Source organism: Allgaiera indica, from assembly GCF_900106675.1.
Classification (GTDB): Bacteria; Pseudomonadota; Alphaproteobacteria; order Rhodobacterales; family Rhodobacteraceae; genus Acidimangrovimonas; species Acidimangrovimonas indica.
In genome coordinates, this window is record NZ_FNOB01000023.1 from 21,262 (window position 1) to 33,366 (window position 12,105).

General features: G+C 67.9%; 10 protein-coding genes and 1 riboswitch. Of the genes, 3 read left to right on the top strand and 7 right to left on the bottom strand.

From position 1 onward, the window contains the following. Nucleotides 1-265: 265 nt before the first annotated feature. Nucleotides 266-1,702 carry an MFS transporter gene (locus tag BLV97_RS16790; RefSeq protein WP_035839391.1) on the top strand — a complete coding sequence of 479 codons (1,437 nt, stop codon included), beginning with the start codon at nt 266-268 and terminating at the stop codon, nt 1,700-1,702. Nucleotides 1,703-1,744: 42 nt separating this feature from the next. On the opposite strand, the gene trxC is transcribed toward BLV97_RS16790, so the two are convergent. After that, nucleotides 1,745-2,191, bottom strand: coding sequence for a thioredoxin TrxC (gene trxC, locus BLV97_RS16795; RefSeq protein ID WP_035839394.1), 447 nt, complete (start codon nt 2,189-2,191; stop codon nt 1,745-1,747). 143 nt (nt 2,192-2,334) lie between these two features. Between trxC and BLV97_RS16800 the strand changes: the two genes are divergently transcribed. Beyond that, nucleotides 2,335-3,609 (top strand): DUF2254 domain-containing protein, encoded by a 1,275-nt coding sequence (locus BLV97_RS16800; RefSeq protein ID WP_081824929.1) that lies wholly within the window; start codon nt 2,335-2,337, stop codon nt 3,607-3,609. Nucleotides 3,610-3,622: 13 nt separating this feature from the next. Here BLV97_RS16800 and gcvP read toward each other — a convergent pair whose 3' ends face one another. From gcvP to gcvT, 4 genes are read right to left on the bottom strand one after another with little or no spacing between them, the layout of a single operon-like run. Next, nucleotides 3,623-6,469, bottom strand: coding sequence for an aminomethyl-transferring glycine dehydrogenase (gene gcvP / locus BLV97_RS16805; protein WP_035839396.1), 2,847 nt, complete (start codon nt 6,467-6,469; stop codon nt 3,623-3,625). Between the two features lie 8 nt (nt 6,470-6,477). Next, nucleotides 6,478-6,828 (bottom strand): VOC family protein, encoded by a 351-nt coding sequence (locus BLV97_RS16810; protein ID WP_035839398.1) that lies wholly within the window; start codon nt 6,826-6,828, stop codon nt 6,478-6,480. Then, on the bottom strand, nt 6,828-7,187 hold the full coding sequence (gcvH, locus tag BLV97_RS16815) for a glycine cleavage system protein GcvH (protein WP_035839400.1): 360 nt from the start codon (nt 7,185-7,187) through the stop codon (nt 6,828-6,830). Before gcvH ends, BLV97_RS16810 begins: the two co-directional genes overlap by 1 nt. A gap of 9 nt (nt 7,188-7,196) precedes the next feature. Continuing rightward, nucleotides 7,197-8,327, bottom strand: coding sequence for a glycine cleavage system aminomethyltransferase GcvT (gene gcvT, locus BLV97_RS16820; RefSeq protein WP_035839403.1), 1,131 nt, complete (start codon nt 8,325-8,327; stop codon nt 7,197-7,199). Between the two features lie 135 nt (nt 8,328-8,462). Then, nucleotides 8,463-8,555: riboswitch (glycine riboswitch) on the bottom strand. A 188-nt stretch (nt 8,556-8,743) separates the two neighbouring features. Here gcvT and BLV97_RS16825 point away from each other — a divergent pair. Continuing rightward, the gene (locus BLV97_RS16825) at nt 8,744-9,313 is read left to right on the top strand and encodes a gamma-glutamylcyclotransferase family protein (protein WP_092164158.1); all 570 of its coding nucleotides are present in this window, start codon (nt 8,744-8,746) and stop codon (nt 9,311-9,313) included. Between the two features lie 8 nt (nt 9,314-9,321). On the opposite strand, the gene BLV97_RS16830 is transcribed toward BLV97_RS16825, so the two are convergent. Then, the gene (locus BLV97_RS16830) at nt 9,322-10,662 is read right to left on the bottom strand and encodes an MATE family efflux transporter (RefSeq protein ID WP_035839409.1); all 1,341 of its coding nucleotides are present in this window, start codon (nt 10,660-10,662) and stop codon (nt 9,322-9,324) included. An 85-nt stretch (nt 10,663-10,747) separates the two neighbouring features. Beyond that, complete coding sequence (gltX, locus tag BLV97_RS16835; protein WP_035839412.1) at nt 10,748-12,070, bottom strand: glutamate--tRNA ligase; 1,323 nt, start codon at nt 12,068-12,070, stop codon at nt 10,748-10,750. Between the last annotated feature and the right edge of the window lie 35 nt (nt 12,071-12,105).

The following is a 12,105-nucleotide window of genomic DNA, read 5'->3' on the forward strand; positions in this document are numbered from 1 at the left end:
CGCCCCTTGAAATTCACCCTGTCGCGGTCTTGGCCGCCGTTGGGGGCAATCTGCCCCACTCGCGGCGCCGAAAACCAGAGAAATCCTGCCTTGCGCGCGAAGTTCCGCCCGCGACGTGACATTCCGCGCCTTCACCAAGCCGGGCCGAGGGCCACGGGCCAAGAGACCATCGCCCCCGGACAGCAGCCCCGGCACGAAGCCGCCTTACCCGGTTGACAGGATCTATGCCCCTCCTACCTTTCCCGGCACTCAACAGGACCGATTGATGACTGAACTCAGCTCTGCCGACGCCCCCGCGACGGTCAACAAGTGGGCGGCGGTGGCCGTGCTTCTGTTGGCCAACTTCATGAACCTGATCGACATCACCATCGTCAACGTCGCGATGCCGTCGATGCAATCCGAACTCTCCGCCGCCCCCAACCTGATCGAATGGATCGTGGCCGGTTACACGTTTTCCTTCGCGCTGCTTCTTCTGCCGGCGGGGCGGATGGGGGACCTGTTCGGCCGCAGACGGTTGTTCATGGCGGGGATCGTGATCTTCACCCTGGCCTCGCTGGTCTGCGGACTGTCGCCGGGGATCGGCACGTTGGTCGGCGCGCGCGTCGTCCAGGGCATGGGGGCCGCGATCATGACGCCGCAGACCCTGGCGCTGGTACCGGCGCTGTTTGCACCCGCGCAGCGGGGCGCGGCCTTCGGGTTGTTCGCGCTGACCGCCGGGCTGGCCTCGGTAACCGGCCCGATCCTGGGGGGCCTGCTGATCAATGCCGACATCCTGGGCCTGACCTGGCGGCCGATCTTCCTGGTCAACATCCCGGTGGGCATCCTGGCATTCATCGGCGCCCTGGCGCTGGTGCCGCGCGGCGAGGGCAACCGCAAGCTGGGGATCGACACGGTCGGGATCGTTCTGGCGGGGCTGGCGATGCTGGCGGTCCTGGTGCCGCTGGTCGAGGCGCCGTCGATCGGCTGGCGGTCGTGGATGTGGCCGATGGTGGTGGCGGCGCCCTTCCTGGGGTGGGGCTTCGTGCGTTGGCAGGCGTTCCAGGAGAAGCGCAAATTGCCGCAGCTTCTGCCGCTTCGGCTGGCCCGGTCGGACCGGTTCCTGAAAGGCGGGGCGCTGAACGCGGCGCTGTTCTCGGCCGTGCCCAGCTATTTCTTCACCATCGCGCTTTACCTGCAATCGGGCTTTGGGCTGTCGCCGCTGCAATCCGGGCTGACGACGACGCCCTTCCCCGTGGGGGTGCTGGTCGCCTCTTTCGTGACCGGCTGGTTCGGGTCGCGCTGGGTACGCTGGCGCGTCCTGGGCGGCGGGCTGCTGCTGGGTGCGGGCTTTGCCGGGCAGGCCTGGGCGGTCTGGCATATGGGGGCGCAGATCTCATGGTTGCAGATGGCGCCGTGGTTCCTGATCGGCGGCTTTGGCATGGGCAATACCGTGTCGCCGCTATACCAGCTGGCGCTGTCGGCGGCAGAAGCCGACGATACCGGATCGGCAGCCGGCGCGGTCCAGGCGATCCGCCAGATCGGCATCGCCTTCGGGGTGGCGATCATGGGTGGGATCTTCTTCGCGGCACTCGGCGGCGCCCAGCACGGCGACCACGCCGCCTATCGCATCGCCATGCTGTCGGCGATCGGCTACGCCTGCGCGGTGGCGGCGGTACTGGTCATCACCGCGCTTCTGACACGCATGACGCTGCCCGACGACTGATCCGGTGCGCCGGATCGGACCAGACGGATCAGGCCAGACGGATCAGGCCGAAACGCCGGCGGACTTACGCACGAAGGCCTCGATCTCGGCCGCGGGGCGGGCGCCGGCCAGATGGCCCAGGGTGCGGCCGCGCTGAAACAGGATCAGCGCCGGGATGCCGCGAATATCGTGGCGCTGCGCCACCTGCGGGTGATCTTGCGTGTCGATCTTGGCCAGCCGTGCCTTGGGCGCCAGCGCCTGCGCGGCCTTCTGAAATTCCGGCGCCATCATCCGGCACGGGCCGCACCAGGGCGCCCAGAAATCCACCAGCAGCGGAATATCGTCCGTCTTGGTGGCCTTCTGCAAGATCGCAGGGTCCAACGCACGCACCTTGCCGTCGTTCAGCCGCGCCCCACAGGTGCCGCATTTCGGACCCGCGCCCAGCTTCGCCTCGGGGACGCGGTTCACGGTGCCGCACTCCAGGCAGGTCAGTTTCAATCCCTCGGCCATGGAACGCCTCCTTCATTATCGGGTTAGGGTGGATATGAGGGCCAAGCCGCGCAGCCGCAAGAGGTGCTCGATTTCGTCGCGGCCTGCCCTATGCTGGCCCCGACGCCGGCTGCACGGTCGGCCTGCCTGCGACCGGGAGAGGCATGATGAACTCGAAGCGGCTTTGGAAATTGCTGCGCCTCACGCGCGAGCTTTGGGTACGCACGGCGATCCTGGCCGTCCTGGCGCTGGTTGCGGCCCTGCTGGCCGAATTTCTGGGCCCCATCATCCCCGCCAGCATCGCCAAGAATTTCGGCCGTGGCGCGGCGCTGCCGTTGCTAAACATCATCGCCAACTCAATGCTGACAGTCACAACCTTCTCTCTGACCATCATGGTCACCGCCTATCAGCAGGCCTCTTTGCAAAGCACGCCGCGCGCGCAGCGCGTGCTGCTGGAGGACACCACCACCCATACCGTGCTGGCCACCTTCCTGGGCGCCTTCATCTTCTCGCTGCTGTCGATCATCCTGATGCGCGCCCATGTCTATGACGATCGCGCGGCGGTGGTGGTCTTCGGCTTCACCGTGGCGGTGGTGGCGATGGTCGTGGTGGCGATCCTGCGCTGGATCGAACATCTGTCGCGGCTGGGCTTCATGGACGACACGCTGGACCAGATCGAGGGCCAGGCCCGCATGGCGTTGGAGATCCGGCGCGAACGGCCAAGCCTTGGCGCGCGGCCGCTGAGCGCGGCGGCCGTGATACCCGGCGGCTGCCGGAAGATACGCGCCGGACGCGGAGGCTATGTCCAGTTCATCGACACCGGTGCGATCTCTAGCTGTGTCGAGGCGGCGGGGACGGAATTCTACCTCGCCGTCCTGCCTGGCGATCACGTCACCCATGACACACCGCTGGGCCACGCGATCGGCGGCGATGCCGAGCACCACGCGAAAATCGCGGACGCGATCCATATCGGTCGCGTTCGAACCGCCGACCAGGACCCGCGCTTCGGCCTGCTGGTGCTGTCCGAGATCGCCTCGCGGGCGCTGTCGCCCGGGGTCAACGACCCCGGCACCGCGATCGACGTGGCCTTTCGGCTGGAACGCCTGCTGCTTGACCATGCCCGCCCCAGCAAGGCCGCGCAGGAGGTGACGTATCCGCGCGTCCACGCCCCCGTGCTGACAGACGCGCATTTGGTCAGCGACGCCTTCAGCGCACTGTCGCGCGACGGCGCGCCGCTGATCGAGGTCGCGATGCGCCTTCAGCACGCCCTCAGGATGCTGCGCGAACGCGGCGCGCCCGAGATGGCCGCCGCCGCCGAGGATGTCGCGCGCACGGCGCTGGCCTATGCCGAAGCCGCCCTGCCGCTAAGTTCGGAATGCGATCGGCTATGGCGTGCCTCGGGGCTGACGCGCCCCGAGGAAGGCCCGAAGAAGGCCTGAGCGCCCCGCCGCCCTATTCAGCCGCGTCGGCGTAGCTTTCAACCGGCGGGCAGATGCACACCAGATTGCGGTCGCCGTAGACATTGTCCACCCTGCCCACCGGCGGCCAGTACTTGTCCACCCGGAAGGCGCCGGGGGGGAAGCAGCCCTGTTCGCGCGGATAGGGGCGATCCCATTCGGCCACCAGGTCCTCGACCGTATGGGGGGCGTGCTTCAACGGGTTCGAGGCTGGGTCGATCTCGCCCGCCTCGATCGCCCGGATCTCGTCGCGGATCGACAGCATCGCGGTGATGAAGCGGTCGAGTTCGGCCTTGGTTTCGCTCTCGGTCGGTTCCACCATCAGGGTTCCGGCCACCGGCCAGGACATTGTGGGCGCGTGAAAGCCGTTGTCTATCAGCCGCTTGGCGATATCGTCCACGGTCACGCCGACATCGGCGAAGGGCCGTGTATCAAGGATGCATTCATGCGCCACGCGGCCCCGGTTGCCCATGAACAGCACCTCATACCCGCCCGACAGCCGCGCGGCGACATAGTTCGCATTCAGGATCGCCACGCGCGTCGCCTGGGTCAGCCCCGGCCCGCCCATCATCAGACAATAGGCCCAGCTGATCAGCAGGATCGAGGCCGACCCCAGCGGCGCCGCGCTGACCGGGCCGGCGTCGGTCGCCGGGCCACCTTCCGGGTGCCCCGGTAGATGCGGCGCCAGATGGGCGCGCACCCCGATCGGGCCCATGCCCGGGCCGCCGCCGCCATGGGGGATGGCAAAGGTCTTGTGCAGGTTCAGGTGGCTCACGTCGCCGCCGATGTCGCCCGGCTTCACCAGCCCCACCAGGGCGTTCATGTTGGCCCCGTCGATATAGACCTGGCCGCCATGGTCGTGGGTGATCTTGCAAACCTCGCGCACGGTTTCCTCGAACACCCCATGGGTCGAGGGATAGGTGATCATGCAGGCCGCCAGATTTTCGCCCGCGGCCTCGGCCTTGGCGCGGAAATCGTCAAGGTCGATATCGCCGTTCGGGGCCGAGTTCACCACCTTCACCTCCATCCCCGCCATATGGGCCGAGGCGGGGTTGGTGCCATGCGCGGACATCGGGATCAGGCAGATCTTGCGATGCCCTTCGCCACGGGCGCGGTGATAGGCCAGGATCGTCAGAAGACCCGCATATTCCCCCTGCGCGCCGGAATTGGGCTGCATCGAGAAGGCGTCATATCCGGTGATTTCGCATAGCTTTTCCGAAAGGTCGCCAATCGCCTCGGCATAGCCGGCGGCCTGATCGGCGGGGGCAAAGGGGTGCAGCGCGCCGAATTCGGGCCAGGTCAGCGGCATCATCTCGGCCGCGGCGTTCAGCTTCATCGTGCAGGAGCCCAGCGGGATCATCGCCCGGTCCAGCGCCAGATCGCGATCCGACAGCCGGCGCATGTAGCGCATCATCTCGCTTTCGGCGCGGTTCATGTGAAACACCGGGTGGGTCAGGTAATCACTGCTGCGCAGCATCGCTTCGGGGAAGCCCAGGGTGGCGCGGTGCGGCGGGACGCCGTCTATCCCGAAGGCGCGCAGCACCCGCAGCAACACCTTTTCGTCGGTGGTCTCGTCAAGGCTGATGCCCACCCGGTCGGTGCCGATCTTGCGAAAGTTCAGCCCCTCGTGCCGCGCGGCGGCCAGGATGCCGGCCTGGCCCACGCCGACCTCGACCGTGATCGTGTCGAAGAACGCCTTGGGGCTGACCCTGGCGCCCGCGGCCTTCAGCGCGCGGGCCAGGCGCTGGGTCAGGAAATGCACCCGCTCGGCAATGGCACGCAGGCCGGCGGGGCCGTGGAAGACGGCATAGAATCCCGCCATCACCGCCAATAGCGCCTGCGCCGTGCAGACGTTCGAGGTGGCCTTTTCGCGGCGAATGTGCTGCTCGCGCGTCTGCAGCGACAGGCGATAGGCCCGGCCGCCGCGCGCGTCGACCGAAACCCCGACAATACGGCCCGGCATGGCGCGCTTGAAATCATCGCGGCAGGACATGAAGGCCGCGTGCGGCCCGCCATAGCCCATCGGCACGCCGAAGCGCTGGGTCGAGCCGACGGCGATATCGGCGCCCATCGCGCCCGGCTCCTTCAGCAGGCACAGCGCCAGCAGGTCGGTCGCCACCACCGCCACGGCCTTGGCGGCATGCAGTGCCGCGATCTCGTCGGTGAAATCGGTGACATGGCCATAGGTGCCGGGATATTGGAACAGCGCCCCGAACACGGCTTCGGCGTCAAGCTTGGCGGGATCGCCCTCGATCACCTCGATGCCCAGCGGCTCGGCCCGGGTGCGCACCACGGCGATGGTCTGGGGGTGGCAATTGCGGTCTATGAAGAAGGCCTTCGCCTTCGATTTCGCCACCCGCTGCGCCATCGCCATCGCCTCGGCCGCCGCGGTGGCCTCGTCCAGCAGCGAGGCATTGGCGACCGGCAGGCCGGTCAGGTCCGACACCATGGTCTGGAAGTTCAGCAGCGCCTCCAGCCGGCCCTGCGCGATTTCGGGCTGATAGGGGGTATAGGCGGTGTACCAGGCGGGGTTTTCCAGGATGTTGCGCTGGATCGCGGGCGGCGTGACGGTGCCGTAATAGCCCTGCCCGATCAGGCTGGTCATCACCTTGTTCCTGGCCGCAACCTCGCGCATCCGCTCCAACAGGCCGTATTCCGACAGCGGCGCCCAGGACAGCGGCTTGTCCTGGCGGATGGATTTCGGCACCGTTTCGTCGATCAGCGCCTCCAGGCTGGGCGCACCCACGGCCTTCAGCATCTCCTCCATCTCGGCGGGCGAGGGGCCGATGTGGCGGCGGTTGGCGAAATCATAGGGGTCATAGGCGGTGGGCGTGTAGGACATTTGAGGCCTCAGTTGTGCATCACGACATTGACGAGGTTTCCGGCGGGATCGCGCAGGTGGAAACGGCGCACCCCCCAGAGTTCTTCGACCGGGCCATATTCGGGCTCGATCCCCGCGGCGCGGGCGCGGGCGAGCGCCTCGTCGAGGTCGTCCACGCCGATCGAGATGGCCGGAAGCGGCGTGCCGGAACCACCCTCGGAAGCAAGTTGAAGGCGCTGGGGCCGATCCGGCGGCGCCGTCAGGAAGACGATCCAACCCAGGTCGTGTTCGGTCTCAAGGCCAAAGACGTTCCGGTAGAATGCGGCCAGCGCCGCCGGATCCGGCGCGGGCAGGTTCGGAACGATCCGCGTGACTTGCATCAGTCGATCATCGCCTTGTAGGCGGCCTCGTCCATGAACCCGTCGATCACCGAGGGATCCGCGACCTTCATCTTGAAGAACCAGGCCGCGCCGGTCGGATCCTCATTCACCAGGCCCGGGTTGTCGGCCAGCGCCGCGTTCACCTCGACGATCTCGCCCGCGACCGGGGCCAGGATGTCCGACGCCGCCTTGACGCTTTCGATCACCACCGCCTCGTCGCCGGCCGCGACCTCGGTGCCGGTGTCGGGCAGTTCGACGAAGACCACGTCGCCCAGTTGCGTCGCGGCGTGTTCGGTGATGCCGACGACGACAAGGTCGCCCTCGGTGCGCAGCCATTCATGTTCTTCGGTATATTTCATCTCGGGACCTCAGCGTTTGTAGGTGGCGGGACGGAACGGCATGTCGGTGACGCGGACGGGCAGACGCCGGCCCCGCACATCGCCGTAGACGATCGTATCCTTGCGGCACAGTTCGGCGGGCAGGTAGCCCATCGCGACAGGCGCGCCCAGCGACGGGCCGAACCCGCCCGAGGTGACCCGGCCGATCGCCGCGCCGCCCTCGGGGGCCGCGAACAGCTCGACCCCTTCGCGCATCGGCGCGCGGCCCTCGGGCAGCAGGCCCACCCGCAGACGGGCGGGGCCCTCGGCAAGTTCGGTCAGGATCCGCGCGGCGCCCGGAAAGCCGCCCTCGCGCGCGCCGCCCGCACGGCGGGCCTTCTGGATCGCCCAGCCCAGCGCCCCCTCGACGGGCGAAGTGCCGCGGTCGATGTCATGGCCGTAAAGGCAAAGCCCGGCCTCGAGGCGCAGCGAATCGCGCGCGCCCAAACCGACGGGGACGACGGGTTCTTGCGCCAGCAGCGCCCGCGCGAAGGCCTCCGCGCGGTCTTGGGGGACCGAGATCTCGAACCCGTCCTCGCCGGTATAGCCCGAGCGCGAAACCCAGATCTCCGTGCCCTCCCATGTCAGCGTCGCGACGTCCATGAACCGCATCGCCGCCGCACCGGGGGCCAGTGCCTCCAGCACCGCCTCGGCCGTGGGGCCCTGCAGCGCGATCAGCGCCCGGTCGGTGATTTCCTCGACCGCGCAGGCGCCGGTAAGATGGGCGCGCAAATGGGCGATGTCATCATCCTTGCAGGCGGCATTGACGACAACGAAAAGATGATCGCCGCGATTGGCGAACATCAGGTCGTCGAGGATCCCGCCGTCGGGCGCGGTCAACAGCCCGTAGCGCTGGCGCCCGGGCTTCACGCCCAGCACGTCGACGGGCATCAGCGTCTCGAAGGCGGCGGCGGCATCTTGCAGCCGCCCCGACAGGGGGCGCAGGATCACCTGGCCCATATGGCTGACATCGAACAGACCCGCCGCCGCGCGGGTGTGCAGATGTTCCTTGAGCACGCCCATGGGGTATTGCACGGGCATCTCGTAGCCCGCGAAAGGCACCATCCTGGCCCCCAGTTCCAGATGCAGGTCGTGAAGAACCGTGCGCTTCAGGTCGGCCATGCCACCCCCCTATTCCGCCGGTTCATGCCGGCACCGCAAAACCGGGCCCTGGCCCGCTACGATGCCCCCTCTGTCCTTCCGCCTGAGATCGCTATCCCTTCGGCGCCCCGTATGCGGGGTCTCTCCAGAGTCTGTGCGTCGGACGGGTCCCTTGCGCCTGAGAGTTTACCGGGGCGGTTGCTCCTTCGGCACCGGGCGCGCTGGCCCGGCTTCTCCCCTATCCGACACCCTCGCCATATCGCGAACCGGGGGCGGCTGGCAAGGGGGGGCGAAGAGGCGGAACCGGGGTTTCACCTCCTGCCTTCGCATGGGAAATCTTGCCCGCAAGATCGCGCCTGGTCTCAGCCGCCAAGATGCCTGCCTATGACCGTCGCGACGCTTGCGGTCACAGCGGCTTTCAGGCAAGCCTGCGGGCCATGACCCAGGATTTCTTCTTCGGCTACGGCTCGCTCGTGAACCGCGCGACTCATGCCTACCCCGAGGCCCATCCCGCCACACTTTCCGGCTGGCGGCGGGTCTGGCGTCACACCGCGCTGCGCCCCGTCGCCTATCTTTCGGCCGAGCCCTGCAAGGGTAGCAAGATCGAGGGGCTGGTCGCCTCGATCCCCAACGCCGACTGGGCCGCGCTCGACGAACGCGAGGCCGCCTATGACCGCCACCTTCTGCCCGGCGCGGGCGTGCGCCACCCGGTCGGACGCACGATCACGGTGCAGATCTATGCGGTGCCGCGGCCGGTGGCAGCGGCGCCCTCGGTCCGCCATCCGGTATTGCTTAGCTATCTCGACGTGGTGGTGCAGGGTTTCCTGAACGAATTCGGCGAGGCGGGCGCCGCGCGGTTCTTCGACACCACGGCGGGTTGGGACGCGCCGATACTGAACGACCGCGCCGCGCCGCGCTATGCGCGGGCACAGCGGCTTTCGGCCGCCGAGACGCAACTGGTCGATGACCATCTGGCCACGCTGGCCGCCACGGTGATCCGGGGCTGAGGCCCGACCTAGGCCGGAAACCCCGCCGTTTGGCGGCGGATCACCGCGCGGGCGATGAAGATGGCGGCGACGCCGAAAAGGATGCCGCCTATCGCCTGCCCGACCAGCACCCCGATCGCACCATAGGCTGGCGCCAAAAGCATCACCGGCAGGACCGTCCCCACGGTATTGCGCCCCCAGTTCACCAGCGTCGACAGAAGCGGCCTTCCCAGGTTGTTGCAGGCCGCGTTCGACACGAAAATCGCCCCGTTGAACCAGAACAACAGCGCCAGCGGCCCGCAGAACAGATAGACCAGCCGCCGCGTCAGCCCTTCGGCCCGGAAGAGATCCGCGATCGCGCCGCCCAGCAGATACAGCAGCGCAGACACCGCGGCTGTATACAACGCGGCAAAGATCAGCCCGTCGCGATAGGCCCGCCCCACCCGCGCGCCCTGCCGCGCCCCGAAATTCTGCCCGATGATCGGCCCGATGGCGCCCGACAGCGCGAAGATCACCGCAAAGGCGATCGGCGCGGTGCGGGTGATGATGGCCATGCCCGCCACCGCCTCGGCCCCGAAATCCGCCATTGCGCGGGTCACATAGGCCTGCCCGATGGGCGACGCCATCTGCGTCATCAGCGCCGGACCTCCGATCGCCATCACCGGCCGCAGATCGGCCAGCACCCGCGACGCGACCGGCCGCGCCAACCCCCGGTGATAGCGCTGGATCGTCCACAGCGCGACCGCCGCCATCACCGCCCGCGCAATGGCCGAGGCCATCGCCGCGCCGACGATGTCGAGCTTGAGCCCGAAGATGAAGATCGGGTCCAGAACCGCATTCACCAGCGCCGCGACCATCTGCACCAGCATCGCCCGGCGCGCGTCGCCATGGGCACGCAGCACCGCCCCCCCGGCCATCGCCACCAGCAGGAAGGGCAGCGACGGCACCAGTATCGAAAGATAGGCCATCGCATGGTCGCGCACCGCGCCCGCCGCGCCCAGCCCGGTCAGGATGACACCCAGGTTGGCCCAGACCAGCACCGCAAAGACCACGCCGACCCCGGCGCCGATGAGCAGCGCGCTGGTGGCGCTCTGCCGCGCCTCCCAGCCGTCGCCCGCGCCCAGCGACCGGGCCACCAACGCCGAGGTGGCGATCGCCATGCCGATCCCGATCGAGGTGGTGAAGAACAGCACCGCCGCCGAATAGCCCAGCGCCGCCGTCAACTCGTCACGCCCCAGCATCGAGATGAACAGGATGTCGACGAAATCGACCAGGAACACCGCGATCAGCCCGGCCGAGGCCGACAGCGCCATCACCGTGATATGGCGAAACAGATTGCCCTGAAGAAAACGCGCGCGCCTCTCCTGCATGCCGGTGCCCTTTCACCTTGGCAAAACCACTCTCGGGGGAGCGTAAGGCCCAAAGGGCCGAGGGGGGGCAGACAGCCCCCCGGGGCTAGTCCTTGGCGCGCACTTTCTGCAAGAGCGGCATCACCTCGCTCATGTCCGGGCCGAAGGCCTGTCCGGTCAGGGCCTTGCGCAAGGGCATGAACAGCGCCTTGCCCTTGCGCCCGGTCTTTTCCTTCACCGCCGCGGTCCAATTCCCCCAGGTCTCGGGCGCAAAGGGCGGATCGGGCAGCAGCGCCAGCGCCTCGGCGATGAATTCGCGGTCCTCCTCGGCCACGTCGGGCTCTGCCCCGTCGCGGAAAAGCGTCCACCAATCGCCCAGATCGTCGAGCACGGTGATGTTCTGGCTTGCGACCTTCCAGAAGGTTTGGGCCAGATCGTCGGGCACGCCCAGCCCCGCGATCCGCTCCGCTACCGCCGCGAACGGCAGCGCCTGCACATGGGCGCGGGTCAGCGGAAACAGATCCTCGGCGTCGAACTTGGTCGGCGCCGCGCCGAAGGCCGAGATGTCGAAGCCCGCGATCAGTTCGTCGAGTGAACCGAACAGCTCCACCGGCTGCGAGGACCCCAGGCGCGCCATCAGCGACAAAAGCGCCATCGGCTCTACCCCACGGGCGCGCAGGTCGCGCAGCGACAGCGTACCCAGGCGTTTCGACAGCGCCTCGCCCTGCGGGCCGGTCAGCAGCGAATGGTGGGCAAAGCTCGGCGGCGTGCCGCCCAGCGCCTCGATGATCTGGATCTGCGTCGCGGTATTGGTCACATGGTCAGCGCCGCGCACGATATGGGTCACGCCCATGTCAGTATCGTCGACCGACGAGGCGAAGGTGTAAAGCACCTGCCCGTCCGCCCGGATCAGCACCGGGTCCGACACGCTGGCCGCGTCGATCGAGATATCGCCGAGGATGCCGTCGGTCCACTCGATCCGCTCATGCTCCAGCCGGAAACGCCAGTAGCCGGGGCGCTCGGTGCGCAGCCTGTCCTTGTCGGCCTCCGACAGCCCCAGCCCGGCGCGGTCATAGACCGGCGGCTTGCCCATGTTGAGCTGCTTCTTGCGCTTCAGGTCCAGCTCGGTCGGCGTTTCGAACACCTCGTAAAGCCGGCCCGCGGCCTGCAGCTGCGCCTTGGCCTCGGCATAGCGGTCGAGGCGGGCGGATTGGCGTTCCACCCGGTCCCAGGTCAGGCCCAGCCATTCGAGATCGGCCATGATCGCGTCGGCATATTCCTGTTTCGAGCGCTCCTGGTCGGTGTCGTCGAGACGCAGGATGAAGGTGCCGCCGGCCTTGCGCGCGATGAGAAAGTTCATCAGCGCGGTGCGCAGGTTGCCGACATGGATGTAACCGGTGGGCGACGGGGCGAAGCGGGTGGTGGTCATCTCGAACTCCTGTTGGCCGCTGCTGTTTCACAAAG